This window comes from Novosphingobium sp. G106, from assembly GCF_019075875.1.
Classification (GTDB): domain Bacteria; phylum Pseudomonadota; class Alphaproteobacteria; order Sphingomonadales; family Sphingomonadaceae; genus Novosphingobium.
In genome coordinates, this window is record NZ_JAHOOZ010000001.1 from 1,515,747 (window position 1) to 1,534,731 (window position 18,985).

16 protein-coding genes and 1 tRNA gene are annotated in these 18,985 nt (G+C 66.1%); 3 read left to right on the plus strand and 14 right to left on the minus strand.

Annotated features, from left to right (window positions below; genetic code table 11):
- Positions 1-10: 10 nt before the first annotated feature.
- A complete protein-coding gene (locus KRR38_RS07220; protein ID WP_217400057.1) occupies positions 11-2,038 on the minus strand; it encodes a thiamine pyrophosphate-dependent enzyme in 2,028 nt (675 codons plus the stop codon).
- A 139-nt stretch (positions 2,039-2,177) separates the two neighbouring features.
- On the opposite strand from KRR38_RS07220, the gene KRR38_RS07225 reads away from it, so the two are divergent.
- Entirely contained in the window at positions 2,178-2,954 is a 777-nt protein-coding gene (locus tag KRR38_RS07225; protein ID WP_217400060.1) for an SDR family NAD(P)-dependent oxidoreductase, read from the plus strand.
- Positions 2,955-2,966: 12 nt separating this feature from the next.
- On the opposite strand, the gene KRR38_RS07230 is transcribed toward KRR38_RS07225, so the two are convergent.
- A complete protein-coding gene (locus tag KRR38_RS07230) occupies positions 2,967-3,755 on the minus strand; it encodes an MBL fold metallo-hydrolase (RefSeq protein ID WP_217400063.1) in 789 nt (262 codons plus the stop codon).
- A gap of 72 nt (positions 3,756-3,827) precedes the next feature.
- Positions 3,828-5,399, minus strand: a complete 1,572-nt coding sequence (locus KRR38_RS07235; protein ID WP_217400067.1) for an amino acid permease — start codon at positions 5,397-5,399, stop codon at positions 3,828-3,830.
- A 115-nt stretch (positions 5,400-5,514) separates the two neighbouring features.
- Between KRR38_RS07235 and panB the strand changes: the two genes are divergently transcribed.
- Positions 5,515-6,384 (plus strand): 3-methyl-2-oxobutanoate hydroxymethyltransferase, encoded by an 870-nt coding sequence (gene panB, locus KRR38_RS07240; RefSeq protein ID WP_217400071.1) that lies wholly within the window; start codon positions 5,515-5,517, stop codon positions 6,382-6,384.
- A gap of 3 nt (positions 6,385-6,387) precedes the next feature.
- Here panB and KRR38_RS07245 read toward each other — a convergent pair whose 3' ends face one another.
- The 11 genes from KRR38_RS07245 to efp all read right to left on the minus strand — a co-directional run bounded on the left by KRR38_RS07245 (position 6,388) and on the right by efp (position 18,401).
- The gene (locus tag KRR38_RS07245; RefSeq protein WP_217400074.1) at positions 6,388-7,440 is read right to left on the minus strand and encodes a CaiB/BaiF CoA-transferase family protein; all 1,053 of its coding nucleotides are present in this window, start codon (positions 7,438-7,440) and stop codon (positions 6,388-6,390) included.
- A gap of 63 nt (positions 7,441-7,503) precedes the next feature.
- Positions 7,504-9,219: a tetratricopeptide repeat protein gene (locus KRR38_RS07250; protein WP_217400076.1), complete on the minus strand. Its 1,716-nt coding sequence runs from the start codon at positions 9,217-9,219 to the stop codon at positions 7,504-7,506.
- A complete protein-coding gene (gene prsR / locus KRR38_RS07255; RefSeq protein ID WP_217400080.1) occupies positions 9,203-10,567 on the minus strand; it encodes a PEP-CTERM-box response regulator transcription factor in 1,365 nt (454 codons plus the stop codon). Before prsR ends, KRR38_RS07250 begins: the two co-directional genes overlap by 17 nt.
- Positions 10,564-12,675, minus strand: a complete 2,112-nt coding sequence (gene prsK / locus KRR38_RS07260) for an XrtA/PEP-CTERM system histidine kinase PrsK (protein ID WP_217400084.1) — start codon at positions 12,673-12,675, stop codon at positions 10,564-10,566. The genes prsR and prsK overlap by 4 nt, the downstream gene beginning before the upstream one ends.
- Positions 12,675-14,060: a TIGR03013 family XrtA/PEP-CTERM system glycosyltransferase gene (locus tag KRR38_RS07265; RefSeq protein WP_217400087.1), complete on the minus strand. Its 1,386-nt coding sequence runs from the start codon at positions 14,058-14,060 to the stop codon at positions 12,675-12,677. Before KRR38_RS07265 ends, prsK begins: the two co-directional genes overlap by 1 nt.
- A gap of 187 nt (positions 14,061-14,247) precedes the next feature.
- Entirely contained in the window at positions 14,248-14,844 is a 597-nt protein-coding gene (locus KRR38_RS07270; RefSeq protein WP_217400090.1) for a DUF3501 family protein, read from the minus strand.
- 2 nt (positions 14,845-14,846) lie between these two features.
- Positions 14,847-16,172, minus strand: coding sequence for a heterodisulfide reductase-related iron-sulfur binding cluster (locus tag KRR38_RS07275; RefSeq protein ID WP_217400092.1), 1,326 nt, complete (start codon positions 16,170-16,172; stop codon positions 14,847-14,849).
- Between the two features lie 134 nt (positions 16,173-16,306).
- Positions 16,307-16,729 carry a rubrerythrin family protein gene (locus tag KRR38_RS07280; RefSeq protein WP_217400095.1) on the minus strand — a complete coding sequence of 141 codons (423 nt, stop codon included), beginning with the start codon at positions 16,727-16,729 and terminating at the stop codon, positions 16,307-16,309.
- A 156-nt stretch (positions 16,730-16,885) separates the two neighbouring features.
- A tRNA-Leu gene (locus tag KRR38_RS07285) sits at positions 16,886-16,969 on the minus strand.
- A 37-nt stretch (positions 16,970-17,006) separates the two neighbouring features.
- Complete coding sequence (locus KRR38_RS07290) at positions 17,007-17,831, minus strand: inositol monophosphatase family protein (RefSeq protein WP_217400098.1); 825 nt, start codon at positions 17,829-17,831, stop codon at positions 17,007-17,009.
- A gap of 6 nt (positions 17,832-17,837) precedes the next feature.
- Entirely contained in the window at positions 17,838-18,401 is a 564-nt protein-coding gene (gene efp, locus KRR38_RS07295; RefSeq protein ID WP_217400101.1) for an elongation factor P, read from the minus strand.
- 103 nt (positions 18,402-18,504) lie between these two features.
- Between efp and KRR38_RS07300 the strand changes: the two genes are divergently transcribed.
- Entirely contained in the window at positions 18,505-18,900 is a 396-nt protein-coding gene (locus KRR38_RS07300; RefSeq protein WP_217400103.1) for a hypothetical protein, read from the plus strand.
- Positions 18,901-18,985 lie beyond the last annotated feature (85 nt).

Below are 18,985 nucleotides of genomic sequence, written 5' to 3' on the forward strand. Positions count from 1 at the left end.
TTGAACGGGATCAGGATTTGACCGCGGCGCGGATGCGCGCGGCAATGGAGGGCGGCGTCGGAACCTGGCTGAACTCGATCGCGTTCGAGTAGGCCATCGGCGCATAATCGGCACCATAGCGCGTGGCGGGCGCCTTGAGCGTGCCCCACAGTTCCTCGTTGATCGTCGAGCAGACCTCGGCGCCGAGGCCGCAGAACTCTACTGCAGCGTGGACGACCAGCGCGCGGCCGGTCTTCTTCACGGAGTCGAGAATGCGGTGGTAGTCGATCGGCACTAGCGAGCGCAGGTCGATCACTTCCACGTCGATGCCGTCCTTGGCCACTTCCTCCGCCGCCGTGAGGCAGTGGTTGAGCATGTAACCGTAGGAGATCAGCGTCAGGTCCTTGCCCGGGCGGCGCACCTTGGCGACGCCGAGCGGGATCTTGTACTCGCCCTTCGGCACGTCGCCCTTGAACGTGTAGAGCAGCATCATCGATTCCAGCATGACCACCGGATCGGGATCGTCGATCGCCGAGAGCAGCATGCCCTTGGCGTCCACCGGGTTCGACGGATAGGCGACCTTGATGCCAGGCGTGTGCGTCAGCCAGGCTTCCAGGCTCTGCGAGTGCTGGGCGCCAAAGCCGCCCATGCCGCCGCCGAGCTGCATGCGGATGGTCAGCGGCGCGTGGGTCGCCGAACCCGACATGTAGCGCTGCTTGGCCGCATGGTTGGCGATCTGGTCGAGGCAGACGCCGAGGAAGTCGACGAACATGATCTCGGCGATCGGGCGCATGCCGGCGATCGACGCCCCGATCGCAGCGCCGATGATCGCCGTCTCGGCGATCGGGGTCGGACGGACGCGGCGGTCGCCGAATTCGGTCTGCAGACCCTTGTTGGTGCCGAACACGCCGCCCTGGGGATCGCCGACGTCCTCGCCGAGGATGAACACCTCGGGGTTCTTTGTCATCGCGATGTGCTGCGCGTCGCGGACGGCCTGGGCCATCATCATCGATTCGGTTTCACCCGAAAGCTCGCCCTCGGCTGCGCGGACCGGATAATGGCCGCGCCGGGGAACGCTGTCGACGTCGGCAAAGACGTCGACGACCGTCTCGCTCGGCGGGGTCGGCTTGCTCTCCAGCGCGCGGGCGATCGCGTCCTCGACCTCGGCCTTGGCCGCGGCTTCGAGGTCGGCGAGTTCACCCTCGGTCGAGATGCCCGCTTCGATCAGCAGCGCGCGCGTCTTCTCGATCGGTGCGCGCTCCTTGCCGGCAGCGAGCTCTTCCTTGGTCGCGTTGTAGTTGTCACCGACGCCGGCATGCGGCCCGAGGCGATAGGTCATGGCTTCGACGAAGACCGGGCCCTTGCCCTCACGAACGTAGTCGATGACTTCCTTCATGCCCTTGTAGAAGGCGGCGGGATCGTTGCCGTCGAGCTGCACGCCCTTGAAGCCCAGCGCTTCGGCACGGCCGAAGAAGTTCGGGCTCGACGTATAGGTCGGGATGCGCGTGTATTCGCCCCAGGTGTTGTTCTGGCACATGAAGATGACCGGGAGCTTCCAGGCGCCGGCCAGGTTCATGGCTTCGTGCATCGCGCCGATCGAGGTGGCGCCGTCACCGAAGTTGACGATGGTGACACGGTCCTCGCCGCGTTCCTTGGCCGAGATGGCCAGGCCGTTGGCGATCGGCGCGCCGGCGCCGACGATCGCAGTGGTGACCATCGAGCCCGAGGCCGGGTCCGAGATGTGCGGGCTGCCGCCCTTGCCCTTGTTGACGCCGTCCTCGCGGCCGAGCGCCTCGGCGAACATGCCGTAGAGGTCAACGCCCTTGGCGACCTGGTCATGAATGCCGCGATAGGTGGTGATCATGTAGTCGCGCTCGGTGGTGAGCTGCGAGATTGTTGCGGGAATGCACTCCTGACCGGTCATCGGCCAGTAGGTGAACATAAACTTGCCCGCCGAGAGGCCGGCCTGGATCGCCTTGTCGACGGCACGGATGCGCGCCATCTGGCCATAGATCGCCTTGAGGACTTCAGGCTCGATTCCAAGATTTCCCTGCGACATGATTCCGGCTCTCCCGAGATGATTCTGCTGGGCCATAAGCATGCTTGCGGCGCTGTGCACAATCGAAACTTGCGTTCGGCGAGCGCGGAAATCCATAGTTCGGGCCAATTCGCACGAGCGATGGGATGAGAGTGGACGAATGGACAAGCTTGAAGGACAGGTAGCCGTGGTGACCGGCGGTGGACGCGGCATCGGCCGGGCGATCGCGCTCGCCTTGGCCGGCGAAGGCGCGGCGGTCGTCGTCTCCTCGCGCAGCAAGGCCGAACTCGACTGGACCGTAGCCGAAGCCAAGGGCCTCGGCGTGGACGGGCTCGCGGTGGAAGCCGATGCCACAGACCGAGCAGCGGCGCGGCAGCCGGTCGAAGCCGCGCTTGAGCGCTTCGGCCGCATCGACATCGTCGTGCCCAACGTCGGCGGCGTGGCGGGCATGCACACCTGCCTCGACGGCGGCGACGAGGGCTTCGAGGCGACCTTGCTGCTGAACCTCACTTCCGCCTGGTGGACGATCCAGGCGGCGATGCCGACGATGCGTGCGCAGCGCTACGGCCGGATCATCACGATCGGCTCGACCGAGGCGCTGCGCGCCAACGAAGGCGGTCCGCCGGGCTATGTCGCCGCCAAGCACGGGCTCGTCGGGCTGACCAGGCAGCTGGCGCAGGACTGCGGCAGTTCGGGGATCACCGCCAACTGCATCTGCCCGGGCTGGACCAACACCGCGATGGTCGATTTCGCCAGCACCGCGCGGCACATGGGCATCACCGAAGCCGAAGCGCGCGCCTATGCCACGGACCGGGCTGCGCTGGGCTGCATCATGGAGCCCGAGGACATCGCCGCCATGGCGCTGCTGCTGGTCTCGCCCGAAGGCGGACGGATCACCGGCCAGGCGCTGTCGGTCGACGGGGGTTATCGCCTCTAGAAATACTTCGGTCTAGAAGTACTGAGGCTTGGGCAGCGGCGGATCGGCTTTACCCGGGAATCGCTCGCACCAGCGCGCGAAAGCGGCATCGCTGACGAAGGGGTTTTCCTGTCGCTCGTGGCCCATTGTCGAAGTCTCGCCGTGGCCGGGAACGAATGCGACGTCGTCGCCAAGCGGGAACAGCCGATTGCGGATCGAGTCGATCAGCGTCGGCAGGTCGCCGTCGGGATGTTCCCAGGCGCCGATCGTATGGCGGAACAGAATATCGCCGACGAAGGCCTGGCGGCTATTCCGGCTGAAATAGGCGACGTGCCCTTTGCTGTGCCCGGGACAGTGGAGAACCTCGAGTTCCTCCTCGCCGAAACGGATTGTGTCGCCGTGCTTCAGCCAGCGCACCGGCTCGTAGCTGCGCACTGCCCCGCCCGACTGGGCACTGTAGCTTTCCAGGCGGGCGACGACCTCCTCGGCCACGGCGCCCCCGGCTTCGAGGCGCGCACGCGCCATCTCGGCGAAATAGGCGCCCTGCTGGCCGAGACGCGCGACCAAGGGCGCATCACCGACATGCGGCCCTTCGATCCGCGCGCCGGTGAGTGCCGCGAACTGCGCGGCGCCGCCGCAATGGTCGAAATGGCCGTGGGTGACGAGTGCCACTTCGGGCGTGAGATCAAGGAGTTCGATGAAGTTCAGGATCTCGCTGAGATCACCACCCGGATCGATCACAGCGGCGCGGTGGGTCTTCTCGCACCAGACGATCGAGCAGTTCTGCTGGAACCGCGTAACGGGAAGGATCTCGAATTCCATGACGCCATGCTAGACCTGCCGTGGCAGGCAAGGGAAGCCGGAACTGTCGCGCCGGCTCCCATGCAGACTTCGTCAGGCGCCCGGGATCGGCGGAACCGGCTGCGGGGGGATGTCGGTGTCGGTCTCATGCGTCTCGACGAGACCCCGGCCGACATGGCTCTTGCGGTAACCGTAGAGCATATAGAACACGAGACCTATGGCACCCCAGATCGGCAGCACCATCTTGGCGTCGAACGGGAGGAACCAGAACAGGATGATGCAGCCAATGGCTGCCACCGGCCCGACCAGCCAGATCACAGGCGTGCGGAAGGGGCGCGCACGATGAGGATCACGCAGACGCAGGATCATCACCGCGACGGCCACCATGAAGAAGGCGAACAGCGTTCCCGAATTGGAGATGTCCGCCAGTTGCCCGACCGGCAGGAGGGCGGCAGCGATCGCGACGAAAATCCCTGTCATCAGCGTGACGATGTGGGGGGTCTTCCATTTGGGATGTACGGTGGCGAGCTTTTCCGGCAGCAGCCCGTCGCGCGCCATGACGAAGAAGATGCGGGTCTGACCGAACATCATCATGAGGATAACAGATGGCAGCGCGAGATTGGCGGCCAAGCCTACGAGGTCGCCCGCCCAGGTGTAGTTGATCGAGCGAAGCACGTGCGCCAGCGCCTCCTTCGAGCAGACCAGCGGCTCCGAACCCTTGGCCGCCAGCGCCGCGCACTGGGCTGCGAACTCGGCCGATCCGGCATCGACGCCCAGCGCGGTCGGCTGCGCGCCGATCGCACCAATCGCGGCCGCTGCAACCAGCAGATAGAATACCGTGCAGATTGCCAGACTGCCAATAAGGCCGATCGGCACGTTGCGCTGCGGGTTCTTTGTTTCCTCGGCCGCGGTCGAAACAGCATCGAAGCCGACGTAGGCGAAGAAGATCGACGAGGCGGCACCGATGATGCCCATGCCCGACGAACCCCAGCCGTTAGGCGCGAAAGGCACGAAGTGCTCGGTCTTGAGCACCGGCAACGCGAGGATGATAAACATGGTCAGCGCTGCCACCTTGATCGCCACCAAGACCGCGTTAACGCGTGCGCTTTCGGTGGTGCCGATCATCAACAGCCAGGTCACGGCCAACGCAACGCAAATGGCTGGCACGTTAATCACCCCGACCGCGAAGTCTGGCACCGGCAAGACGCCGTGCATCGACCAGGCCGGCCCTGCCTGCAAGGCAAGCGGTAACTCGAATCCGGTCCAGCTCTTCACCAGGCCCATGAAATAGCCGGACCAGCCCACCGAAACGGCCGAGGCTGCCACGGCATATTCAAGGATCAGCGCCCAGCCAACCATCCAGGCAAGCAACTCGCCGACGACCGCATAGGTGTAGGTATAGGCGGAGCCGGAGACCGGCACCATCGAGGCCAGCTCCGAATAGCAAAGCGCCGCAACCGCGCAGACGAAGCCTGCGATAACGAAGCTCCACATCATGCCAGGCCCTGCCTTTTGTGCGGCAGCCGCGGTCAGAACGAAGATTCCGGTACCGATGACCGCTCCGACGCCCAGCAAAGTCAGTTGCACAGGACCCAGCGAGCGGTGGAGGCCTTTCTTTTCCGCAGTCGCCAGGATGGCGTCCAATGGTTTCACGCGCCCGAACATTGTTATCACCCCATCAATCAGCGGAATGACCGGGAAAGCTACGGGAAAGCCGCATATTCGCAAGCCCCCCGCGCAGCGCCTTCCCCAGCCTTGTATGACAGTCTAAGAACAGCCGATGTCCACGACCTTCCAACTCGACACCTCGACCAGCCGCGCCAATCCCACTCCGGCGCCGATGAAGCGCCTGACGATCCCGGCGATCCGCAAGCGCAAGGCGGATGGCGTCACCGCCGAACCCATCGTCATGCTGACCGCCTATACCGCGCGCCAGGCACAGCTGCTCGACGCGCATTGCGACCTTTTGCTCGTCGGCGACAGCCTGGGCCAGGTGATCTACGGCCTGCCCTCCAGCGTGCCGGTGACGCTCGACATGATGGCGGCGCACGGTGCGGCGGTGGTGCGCGGCTCCTATCATGCGGCGGTGCTCGTCGACATGCCGTTCGGCACTTACGAAGCCTCGCCGCAGCAGGCCTTCGAAAGCGCCTCGCGGCTGCTCAAGGAAACCGGCTGCGCGGGCGTGAAGCTCGAAGGCGGCGAGGCCATGGCCGAAACGGTGGAGTTCCTTACCAAACGCGGCATCCCGGTGATGGGTCACGTCGGCCTGACGCCGCAGGCGGTCAACGTGCTGGGCGGCTACAACGCCCGCGGGCGCAGCGATGCCGAGGCGCAGAAGATCGTCAGCGATGCCGTGGCGCTCGACCGGGCGGGCGCCTTTGCCATCGTCATCGAAGGCGTGGTCGAGCCGATCGCGATCGATGTCACCAAGGCGGTCGCCTGCCCGACGATCGGCATCGGCGCATCGGCGCAGTGCGACGGCCAGGTGCTCGTCACCGAGGACATGCTCGGCATGTTCGAACGCGTGCCGCGCTTCGTGAAGCGCTACGAGGCGATTGCCGAAACGATCTCAGGCGCGGCGGCGCGCTATGCCGAGGAAGTTCGTGCACGGAGCTTCCCGGGGATCGAACAGACCTACCAGCCCAAGTAAGCTTCAGCGCTTCGACATGCGCACGGGCGGCGCCGGGGTGCCCAGGAAACGCGGCGCCGGTGCTGGCTGGACGATGCCGCCGGCCTCGACGAAAGTGCCGCGTGCGACGTTGTGCGGGTGCTGCGGCGCTTCGGCGACGCTGAGCACTGGCGCGAAGCAGATGTCGGTATCCTCCATCAGCGCGCACCATTCGTCGCGCGTCTTCGTCTTGAAGATCGCGGCGAGGCGCGCGCGCAGTTCCGGCCAGTCGCCGCGGTCCACGCCATAGGCGAAAGCGGGATCGTCGGTCAGGCCGAGCTTCTCCAGCAGCATCGCGTAGAACTGCGGCTCGAGCGAGCCTATCGACACCCATCCCCCGTCAGCGGTTTCGTAGGTGCGATAGTAGTGCGCGCCACCGTCGATCACGTTCGCCTCGCGCTGCTCGGCCAGCATGCCATTGCCGAACATCGTATAGGTCATCGCCGACAGCACCGATGCGCCGTCGACCATCGCGCAGTCGATCACCTGTCCCCTGCCCGTCGACCGCGCCGAAATAATGCCCGCAAGCAGGCCGAAGGCGAGCAGCATGCCGCCGCCGCCATAGTCGCCGACGACGTTCATCGGCGCCATCGGCTGCTCGCGCGGGCCAAAGGTGGAAAGCGCTCCCGACAGCGCGACGTAGTTGATGTCGTGGCCCGCGCGGTGCGCTTTGGGTCCGTCCTGGCCCCAACCCGTCATCCGGCCGATGACGAGGCGGGGATTGCGCGCGAGCAGGACATCGGGTCCAAGCCCCAACCGCTCGATCACGCCCGGACGGTTGCCTTCGATGAAGGCATCGGCCTGTTCCACGAGTGCCAGAACCTGCTCGATGGCCCCGGGCTGCTTGAGATCGAGTGTGACGATCTCGCGGTTGCGGTTGACTACGTCCTTGTCGCCGAAATCGCCGAAGCGGGCATTGTCCGGCCGCTCGACGCGGATCACCCGGGCACCGTGGTCGGCGAGCATCATGCCGGCAAAGGGCGCGGGACCGATCCCGGCCAACTCGATCACCGTCACGCCGTCGAGCGCGCCTGCCATACCTTGCTCCCAGTAATTTAGAGCCGGGATGCCCAAGGCAGCGACCATTGTCGAGCCGGGAAATCAGCGCTCGGCGAAGGTTCCCCGGCTCTTGGCGAGCAAGGCCTGAGCGGGAATGTGACGGCCAAGCGCATCCAGGCTAAGCCCCCAGGCATGAGCGGCGACCGGGCTAGCGCGCTGCAGCGCATAGGCGGCTCGCGCGGTCGCTTCGGCCGCCTTGGGGTTACCGCTGCGCAATTGCGCGAGCGAGAGATCGGCCAGCAATTCAGTGTCGCTCGCGCCGCTGTTATCGCGGACATGTTCCAGCAGCAGGCGAGCGCGACGCCAGTCGCCCGTCGCTGCGGCCTCGCCCGCAGCCATGCGCGCCGCGACGGGGTCGTTCGGATTCGCCGCGAGAAAGGCTTCGACCAAACCGGTCGCGCCAACGCCCTGTCCCGCCTCGGTCGAGGCCGCGACCGTCCGCAGCAGCGTGCTCTGCGAAAGCCGCACATAGGCCGCGAGGCGGTAGTGTTCGAGCGCGCCAACGCCGTCGCCAGCGGCAAGCCGGACATCGCCTGCAATCGTCTGGTTGAACGCCGATCCCGGATTGGTGGCGATATGACTATCCGCCACCCTTCGCGCTTCCTCGACATTTCCGGCTGCAAGCAAGGCACCGACTTCCGATCCGGCAACGATGGGCGAAAGCATCGTCCGCTGCGCCTGCGCCGCCCGATCGAGCAGCGGCGCCGCGAGGTCGCGCCGGCCGTCGCATTCATAAGCACGGGCCACAAGCGTCAGCATGAAAGGCGAAGCTTCGGGCCTTGCCGCCGCATCGGCGTTGTCGTGAACGACCAGCCCGTTCTCCCCGCCGAGCGCATAGGCCCGCGCCAACAACTGTGCTGCTCGTGCGTTACCGGGCTGCGCCCGCGCCAGTTTCTGCAGCGCCTCGGCGGCGAGGACGTAGTTCCCGGCCTCCATCTCCAGAACGCCGTCGAGCAGTTGCCCGGCCGGTGTTTCGTCGAACTCGTCCTTGGTCCGCGCGAGAAGCCCGCGTGCGAGTTCGGTGTTGCCGGCACGCGCCGCCATCACCGCCTGGAGGAAATAGGCACGCGGATTACCGGGCTCGATCGCGAGCATCTGGCGCGTCACTTCGAGCATCTTCTTCGCCCGGCCCAGATCGCCGAGCGTCGCGGCATATTCGCCCAGCACGGCGATGTCGCGCGGGTGGCGCTGGAGAGCGCGTTCGAACCACGGCAGTCCGGCGGTCAGCCCCTGGCTGTCACGGACGAGCTGGCCTTTGAATTCGAGCGCGCGGACACTGTCGGGATCGAGCGTCAGCGCATAGTCGGCCGCTTCGATCGCCAGCACATGCTCGCCGCCGACATAGCGCAGCCGGCCGATCTCTACCCACATCGTCGCGTCGCGCGGGGTGATCGCCATGGCCTGATCGAAGGCCTCACCCGCGGCGGCAAGGTTACCCTGAGTCCGTTCGAGCTGTGCGAGATGGCGGAAGCCCAGCGCAGCGGTGTCCCGGGTGAAAGCGCCCGGCTCCAGCCATTCGCGCGCCTTGTCGGGCGCCTCCTGATCGAGCAGCGCCTCGCCCATATAGGCCGCGACCGCCTCACGCGGCACCCCGGCGGCGAGCGCGCGGCGCAGCGCCACCTCGGCCGATATGCCGTCACCCTTCGCCAGCGCCTCACGGCCCTTGGCGAGGAAGTCCTCTCCCGGCGAGGCCGCCCCCGCCAGCAGGGCGATTGCGGCCAGCCAGAACGGACGGCCGCGTCTAGGCGCTGAGATCATACTGCTTGAGCAGGTCATAGAGCGTCGGCCGGCTAATCCCGAGCATCTTGGCCGTGCTGGAGATATTGCCCTCGGTGCGCGCCAGCGCGTGGCGGATGACCTTGCGGTCGGTCGCCTCGCGCGCGGTCTTGAGGTTCAGCGCGCTGACGACTTCGGCATCGGGCTCGGCCAGGTCGAGGTCGGCGGCGGTCACCAGCTTGCCGTCGGCCATGATCACCGCGCGCTTCACCCGGTTCTCCAGCTCGCGGACATTTCCCGGCCAGGGCCAGGCGTCGATCGCGGTCAGGGCATTGGCGGCAAAACCGCGGACCTGCGGATTCATCTCCTTAGAGAACCGCGCGAGGAACACTTTGGCGAGCAGGGTCGCGTCGCCCGGCCGCTCGGCCAGGCTGGGTATCTTCACGACGATCTCGGCCAGGCGGTAGAACAGGTCCTCACGAAAGCGGGCTTCGCCGATCATCGTTTCGAGATCCTGGTGCGTCGCGCAGACGATCCGGGTGTCGACCGCGATCGAGCGGCGCGAGCCTATGCGCTCGATCACCCGCTCCTGCAGGAAGCGCAGCAGCTTGACCTGGAGCTGGAGCGGGATGTCGCCGACCTCGTCGAGGAACAGCGTACCGCCCGCGGCTAGCTCGATCTTGCCCTCGGTGGTCTTGATCGCGCCGGTGAAGGCGCCCTTCTCGTAGCCGAACAGCTCGCTTTCGAGCAGGTTCTCGGGGATCGCAGCGCAGTTGATCGCGACGAAAGCGCCCTCGGAGCGATCGCTCGCCTGGTGCAGCCCGCGAGCGAGCAGCTCCTTGCCCGTACCGCTGGCGCCGAGCAGCATGACCGAGACGTTGGTATTGGCGACGCGCTCGATCGTGCGCGCAACGCGGACCATCTCGGGCGCAGCCGTAATCATCGTGCCGAGCACGCGCTCGTCCTTGCTCGTCCTGGCGGCGAGCGTGCGGTTCTCGTTCTCGATCCGGTGCAGCTGGAATGCGCGGCGGACGATCAGGCCGATCGCCTCAATGTCGATCGGCTTCTGGTAGAAGTCGTAGGCGCCCTTGGCGATCGCCTGCAGCGCAGAATCGCGCGCGCCGTGGCCGGTGGCGACGATGACCTTGGTATCGGGCTTCATTGCCATGATCGCGTCGAGCACGGCAAAGCCCTCGCTCACACCGTCGGGATCGGGCGGCAGGCCGAGATCAAGCGTGACCACCGCCGGCTCCTCCGAACGCAGCGCGGCCAGCGCCGAGGCGCGATCGCCCGCGACGATGACCTCGAAGTCCTCGTAGGCCCATTTGAGCTGGGCCTGCAGGCCGGCGTCGTCCTCGACGACAAGCAGCTTGGGAAGTTCGCTGGTCATGCTGCTTTCTCTGCCCTGTTCTCGAAAAGGCCGTTGGTGGCGGCCAGCGGTAAGCGAATGGTGAACCGCGACCCCAGTCCTTCCCGCGATTCGACTTCGAGCCGCCCGCGCATCGCAAGGACGAGCTCGCGCGCCTCGAAGGCGCCGATGCCGAAGCCGGCGGGTTTCGAGGATACGAAGGGCTTGAACAGCTTGGTGCGGACGAAGTCAGGCGACATCCCGCTGCCCGAATCGACCACGTCGAAGCGCGCGTGCACCCCATCGGCGGTGACGTTGAGGAACACCGGGCGGTTGGCCGCGCTGGCGTCGATCGCGTTCTGGATCAGGTGGACGAGCACCTGTTCGAGCGCCTCGCGGTTGCCGACAACTGCCTCGTCGAGGCATTCGCCGAGTACAACCGGGTGACCCGTGCGGAAGCGCTCCATCACCACGCCCGCGACTTCCGCCGCGGACACGTCCTCGACCTTCTCGATCGCGCCGTTGCCGTAGCGCGAGAGGCGCGCGAGCAGGGCGTTGAGCTTGTCCGCCGAATTGCGCAGCGTGAGCAGCATGTCGTCGCGGAAGGCCGGCTTGTCGGCGTGCTTCTCGGCATTGCGCGCGAGCAGGCTGAGCTGGCTCGCCAGGTTCTTGATATCGTGCATGACGAAGGCGATGCGGCGATGGAAATCGTCGAACTTGCTCGCCTCGGCCAAGGCCAGTTGGCCCGAATGCTCGGCGAGATAGGAGGCAAGCTGCTGGCCGACGACGCGCAGCAGATCGAAGTCCTCCCAGTCGAGCTGGCGCGCGGTCTGCGGCCTGGCCAGCACGACGAGCCCGACCAGGCGCTCGTAGTGGATCAGCGGCACCAGCGCCCAGGCGCGCGTTTCGCGGCGCAGCCATTCGGGCACAGCCTGCGCCTCGCCGCGCTCGTCGCGCCCGGCGCGCAGGTCATCCATATGGACGATGAAGTTCTCGCGCTCGAAGAAGGCGACGCCGGCCGGGCCCATCGCCACCGCTGGAACGTCGGCCGCGGGCCAGTGCCAGCGCGCGGCCAAGGTGAGCTCGTTGTGATCGTCGGGTGCCAGCAGCAAGCCCGCCGGACACTCGGCGATGTCGGCAATCGCCTGGACGACACGCTCGCCCAGCGGCAGCGAGTCCGAGCCGTTGTTGCCGATTGTTCGGGTAAAGCGCAGCCACTCCTCGCGGTAGTCATAGCGGTGCTGGAACAGGTGCTTCGACAGCGTCACTTTCAGCCAGCGACGCAGCCGGCGCGAGGGCAGGAACAGGATGGCGGCAGCGCTCGCCAGCGTGACGAAGCCCAGCCCGGTCAGCCTCGCATAGTCACCGCCGGCAAAGGACAGCCAGCGCGCGACCGCAACCATCGCCGCCAGGTAGCCGCCGATCACCAGCAGCGAAAAGGTCTGGAAGGTCACTGCGCGCGACGGGCGGAACTTGGCCGTAGTGCCGCTCTGAGCCGCGCCAAGCGCGACCAGTCCTGCCAGCAGCAGCGCCGAAATCCCGCGCAGCACGGCGACCTCGTCCGGCCAGGCGTTGGTCAGGTAGGCGATGGTGTAGAGGTTGAGATCGACGGTCCAGAGCACCGCCAGGCCCGTCGCCGGCCAGAGCAGCACGGGCCGCGACTGGTGCGAGGCGCCTGCATAAAGATTATGAACGAGCATCAGCGCGCCCACGGTCAGCATCAGGCGCAGCAGGACGATCGAGACGAAGGCGATCTGCGCCGTGGAGCTGCCGGCGGCGACGTTGACCGCGACGATGTCGACGGCGATCTGCAGCACCTCGACCAGAGCCAGCGCCGCCAGCATCGGTCGGATCGGCGCCTGGCTGGCATGGCGGCCATCGGTCGCGAACAGGCGGTAGATCACGATCAGCCAGGCGAAATTGCGCGCGGCCTCGGCAATCGAGGCCGGCAGGCCGTCGTCTCCGAGCACCGCGATGACGAGGCACCAGGCCGCCGTCAGACCGAGGCCCAGAACCACGGCCGGCCAGGCGGAGCCGAAGCCCTTGCGCCGGCCGAGCAGCCATGCTGCCGCCGTCGCCGCGGCAATCGCGCCCAGGATATGAGCGCCGAAGCCGGCAGCTTCCCAAAAGTAGCCGAGGCTATTCGCCATCAGCGCGCGCCCTCGTGCCAGAGCACGACACGCAGCGTCTGGAGCATGATCAGGAGGTCGAGGAAGGGCGTATAGTTCTTGGCGTAGTAGAGATCGTATTCGAGCTTCTGCCGCGAATCGTCGATCGAGGCGCCGTAGGGGTAATTGACCTGCGCCCAGCCGGTGATGCCGGGCTTCACCATGTGCCGCTCGGCATAATAGGGCAGCTGCTCCTCGAGATCCGCGACGAATTCCGGCCGCTCGGGCCGCGGGCCGACGAAGCTCATCTCGCCCTTGAGCACGGTCCAGGCCTGGGGCAGCTCGTCGATGCGCACCTTGCGGATGAACTTGCCGATGCGGGTGACGCGCGGGTCGTCCTTCGATGCCCATTGTGCGCCGGCGGACTCGGCATCGGTGCGCATCGAGCGCAGCTTGATCACGTCGAACGCGCCGCCATAGAGCCCGACGCGCGACTGCCGGTAGAAGGCAGGTCCGCGGCTGTCGAGCTTCACCAGGATCGCGAAGAGCACGATGACCGGCGCCGCGGCCAGCAACAGCAGCGCGCTGGCGCTGACGTCGAATATGCGCTTGGCGACGCTCGACACGGCGCGGCCCGATGAGAAGCCGTCGGAGAAGATCAGCCACGACGGGTTGACCGTATCGAGATCGACGCGACCGGTTTCGCGTTCGAGGAAGCTCGAGAAATCGTTGACATGGACGCCCGCGGTCTTGATCCGCAGCAGGTCCTTGAGCGGCAGTGCGTTGCGCCGTTCCTCAAGCGCCAGAACGACCTCGCTCACGCCGAGGTTCTCGACATAGCGCGTGAGGTTGTGGATCGCCGAGCGAGCGATGGCTTCCTCGACCACATGGCCGCCGTCGCTCATCGCGATGTAGCCGACGATGGCGAAGCCGCTCTCGGGCTTGTCGCCGAGCTCCCGCAGCCGCTGAGCCCGGCTGCCCGCGCCGAGCACCAGAACGCGGCGGCGGAATGCCGCGGTGCCGAGGATGCCGCCGACGACCATGCGGTTGAGCACCAAGAGGACGATGGCCATCGCCATCCCGTAGGCCAAGGTCGAGCGCCAGAAATTGTGCCCGGCCAGCAGGAAGTCGATGAACGACAGCGCGATGATCCCCAGCGACACCGCCACCAGCAGCCGCGCACAAGCGAAGCGCATCGATCGAAGCGAGTCAGCGCCATAGACGCCGACTGCGATCATCGCGCTGATCATCATCGCGGCGAAGCCGGCATGCGGCCAGATCCGGTCGGCGAAAAGGCCGGGGTCCATAGCGATCTGCTCGGCGCGCAGCCGCCAGGACAGCTCGCCGGCGGTGATCAGCAGCAGCAGGTCGAACAATCCGAGCAGCAGGACCGCATGCGGGATATAGTGCTTGAACACTCTGATCATTCTTGGCCTTCGGCGTTCATCCGGGCCCAGTTTGCGGCCGTGCGACCTGCCTAAGCCAAAGGCGTAAAATGTCGGTAAAGCTGACAGGGCTTTTGCGAGGCCTATCCGCGCATTTCAGGCCGTTCTTGCTGTCTCAAGGCCGATATTGTCGGAAGGCTTTACAGGCTCACGGCTGGTAGCGGTGGCCTCAAAAACACTCGCGCGCCAGGAATTCCCGCGTTTCCGCGCTCACCAGCGCGGCGTGGCCGTAAGCCGGGTGGTCCATCAGCACCATCGCGCTTCCCTCTCCGCTCTTCCAGGCGGCGACGGCTTCGGGAGTGAAATCGAAGTGGAAGAAGTGGACCGCGCTCGCCTTGTTGTCGCGTTCGCGGGTGCGTTCGATGTCTCCTTCGGGGCGCGCGCGGATGCGGTGGCCCGCGACTTCGATCGCAACATGCTTCTCGATGCCGCCGATCGAGCGGAGGAAGGCATCGCGGCGGACCGGGTCGCCCACTTCGAACAGGACGGTCGCGGTGAGCTCGCTGCCCTTGGGCACCATCGGGTCATAGGCTGCGAGTTCGTCGGGCAGCTGCTCGTCGCCGCCCTTTTCGATCCGCAGCATCTCCTGGATCTGCAGCCACATCGAATCCCAGGTCTCGAACAGCACCGTGGCATGGGGGCCGACGCTGACGCGCGTCAGCTTCTTGCGCGCGATCGCCTCGGCCTTCTTCTCGGCGCGGATGGCCTGGAATTGCTCGACCGGCAGGATGTCGGCGGCGGTGATCGTGCGCTGTTCGCGGGGCATGTCTATAATCCGTAAGCTTGGGCCATCACTTCGATCGGGTGGCCGATGCGCGCCGGCGGCTCGTTGCCGTTGGCTTCCATCACCTGGCGCAGGTGCGGGCCGGCGAGCGGGCATTCGGACACGACGATGTCGGGCTCGGTCTTGAGCAGGTTGCGCCCGGTGGTCTTGCCGACCTTGATCGCGCGGTCGAAGTTTTCCTTGAAGATGCCCCACTTGCCTCCGTGGCCCGAGCATCGCTCGGTCAGCGCCGGCCTGGCCTCGGGGATCAGCTTCAGCATCTCCATCGCCTTGGGGCCCATGTTCTGCGCGCGGGCGTGGCAGGCGAAATGCACTGCGATCGCCTTGGGCATCGCCTCGATCGGCGCGAGCCCGTATTCCTTGGCCAGGCGCACGACATATTCGGACACGTCGAAAGTGTGCTTCGACAGCAGCGCGACCCTCTCGCTATCGGGCTCGATCAGCGGCCATTCGAACTTGAGCATCAGCGCGCAGCTGGTGGTCAGCGGCACCACGTCCCAGCCATCGGCGATCAGCGGCGCGAAGTGCGCGGAGATCCGCTGCGCCGCGCTGGCGACGTGGCCAAGGTCACCGTTCTCGAACTTGGGCATGCCACAGCAGTCCGGATATTCGATGCGCACCTGCAGGCCGTTGTGGGCGAAGACTTTCATAGCCGCCTCGCCAGGGGTGCCGTCGTTGAAATTGTCGTGGCAGCCCGCATAGATCGCCACCTTGCGACCGAAGGCGGGCCCGTCGGGATTGGGCGCGGGGATCAGCGCCGGCGCCTGGTTGGTCAGCGGCACGTCCATGAACGGCGGGACGTGCGCGCGCGCATCGATGCCGAGCACGTCCTCCATCAGACCGCGGGTGAAGCCGTTGCTCTCCTTGGTCGCCCAGTTGGCGAGCCCTGAGAAAGTCGTGCCGAGCTTGCCGTTGCGCGTCATCTCCGCGAGTTGGCTATCGGCGAGCGAGGTCTTGCCCTTGCGATGCTCGACCGCGCGGTGGCGCAGCATCAGGTGCGGAAAATCGAGATCGAAGGCGTGCGGCGGCACGTAGGGGCACTTCGTCATGAAGCACATGTCGCAGAGCGTGCAGGCGTCGACCACGGCCTTGAGCTGGCCCTGGCTCAGATCGGCGACTTCCTCATTCGGGCTCTCATCGACGGCATCGAACAGGATCGGGAAGCTGTCGCAGAGATTGAAGCAGCGGCGGCAGCCGTGGCAGATATCGTAGACCCGGCGCAGCTCGGCTTCGAGCGCAGTCTCGTCGTACCAAGCCTCGTCCTGCCAGGGGATGGTATGGCGGGTGGGCGCTCCGAGACTGCCTTCCATGCCGGCTCCTCAACTATCCGCAGAACACCACGCCCGCTCGCCCTCAGCCTATCGAAGGGCCCACGCGGCATTGCCGCGCAAGCATCCTTCGACGGGCTCAGGATGAGCGGAGTTGGTTTCGATCGGGCGCCCGATCAGGCGCCGAGCGTGTCCAGCGTCTTCTGGAACTTGCCGGCGTGGCTCTTCTCGGCCTTGGCGAGCGTCTCGAACCAGTCGGCGATCTCGTCGAAACCTTCGTCACGCGCGGTCTTGGCCATGCCCGGGTACATGTCGGTGTACTCGTGCGTCTCGCCGGCGATCGAGGCCTTGAGGTTCAGCTCGGTACCGCCGATCGGCTCACCGGTGGCCGGATCGCCGACCTCCTCGAGATACTCGAGATGGCCGTGGGCGTGGCCCGTCTCGCCCTCGGCGGTCGAGCGGAACACGGCGGCGACGTCGTTGTGGCCTTCGATGTCGGCCTTCTGCGCGAAATAGAGATAGCGGCGATTGGCCTGGCTCTCACCGGCGAACGCGGCTTTGAGGTTTTCCTCGGTCTGTGATCCCTTGAGTCCCATCATCCATACTCCAGTTGGCGGGTATTGGTGGCGGGAGGATGGCCCTGCAGGGCCAAAAGGCCATCGCGAAATTCCTAGGTTGGTAATCGGAAGAACCGATCAAACAGTTGCGAATAATTCGCAAAACCGCTCAACCCGACAGTTGCGGCAATCGACCGCTGGTGCCCCTGGCCCGACTCGAACGGGCACGCCTTGCGACAAACGATTTTGAGTCGTTCGCGTCTACCATTCCGCCACAGGGGCACGCGGACCATGCCGATAGCCGCGCCTTCGGCCGGTATCAACCGGCCTTGAGCGCGCCCGCGAGAATCTTGTGCAATCGCGAATGCAGGGCATCGTTGCCGGCGAGCACTTCGGCGTCGCAAATCGGCTGCGAGCGGCCCTTGTAGTCCGACACGAAACCGCCCGCCTCGCGCACCAGCAGACAGCCGGCCGCAGTATCCCAAGGCGACAGGCCGCTTTCCCAGAATCCCTCGTAGCGGCCGGCCGCGACCCAGGCGAGGTCGAGCGAGGCTGCGCCGAAGCGGCGGATGCCCGCGATCTGCGGTGCGAGCGAGAGGTAGATCTTGGTCCACTCCTCGATATTGCCACGGCCGGTGAAGGGAATGCCCGTCGCGATCAGGCTCTCGTCGAGATGGCGGCGCGCGGAGACGCGCAGGCGCTTGTCCTGCAGCCAGGCACCGCGGGTCTTCTCGGCCCAGAAGCTTTCGTCCGTGATCGGCTGATAGACGAGACCGGCGATGACGTCGCCCCAGCCCGAGCCATCGAGCTTCGGCTCCTGCGCCGCGATCGAGATCGCGAAATGCGGGATGCCGTGGAGGAAGTTCGAGGTGCCGTCGAGCGGATCGATCACCCAGCGCGGCTTGGTCGGATCGCCTTCGATCGTGCCGCCTTCCTCGAGCTCGAAGCCCCAGTCGGGCCGCGCCGCGCGCAGCTCTTCCCACAGGGTGCGCTCGGAGGCCTGGTCCGCCTTCGAGACGAAGTCGGCCGGCCCCTTGCGCGAGACCTGCAGGTGCTCGATCTCGCCGAAATCGCGGCGCAGGCGCTGGCCGGCCTTGCGGGCGGCTTTTTCCATGACGCGAATGAGGCCGGAAATTGCAGTCATGGCAGGTCAGCCCACCTTGCTAACGTAAGTCCGCTCGTAGACGTCGACGATGATCCGCGTGCCGCTGCCGATATGCGGCGGCACCATCACGCGCACGCCGTTGTCGAGCATCGCCGGCTTGTAGCTGGACGAAGCGGTCTGGCCCTTCACCACGGCGTCGGCCTCGACGATGGTCGCTTCGACCTGGTCGGGCAGCTGGACCGAGATCGGGCGCTCCTCCCACATTTCCAGCAGCACTTCCATGCCGTCCTGGAGGAAGGCCTCGGCGCCACCGAGCAGGTCGGCGGGGAGCTGGATCTGGTCGAAGGTGTCCTTGTCCATGAACACCAGCTGGTCGCCGTCGGCGTAGAGGTACTGGAAGTCCTTGGTGTCGAGGCGCACGCGCTCGACCGTGTCGGCGCTGCGGAAGCGGACGTTGGTCTTGCGGCCGTCGATCAGGTTCTTCATCTCGACCTGCATGAAGGCGCCGCCCTTGCCCGGCTGGGTATGCTGCGTCTTGGCAACCTTCCAGATGCCCTTTTCGTATTCCAGGATATTGCCGGGGCGAATGTCGACGCCGCTGATCTTCATGGGAGTGCCTCTGATGGGAAAGAGCGAATTTCGGGAAAGGCGGCCCCTTAGCGCGGGCGCTTCCATATGGCAATCACGGGCTGGCAGTGGTAGCGCTGTGGCCATGAAGCGCGCCCTCCTTGCCCTCCCTCTCGTCCTGCTCGCAGCCCCTGCCATGGCCGTTCCCGGCGGCGAGATCGATACGCTCCAGATTGGCCGTTACACCTGCGAACTTCCGGGCGACGCACTCGGCCCGCGCGGCGAGCATGTGCCGGACAAGGACTTCGCGATCGTTTTCGGCTCAAGCTACCGCTCGAACGACGGCGTGCGCGGCACCTATCTGCTGACTGGAGACCAGATCGTCATGACCAGCGGCCCGCGCATGGGCGAGCGCTATCACCGGCTGACCCAGGGCTTCCTGCGCAAGCAGAATGCCGACGGCAGCGACGGAAACTTGCGCTGCGTCATCGCCAACCGCACCAACACATTCCCTTCAACCGATCGGCCGGCGAACCCCTGACGCCAACTTTTTCGACAGAGGCGTCGAAAAAATAACTTGACCTCGCCCGGCCGTTTCAGCCCAATAGGGGCCGAACGAGGAGAGG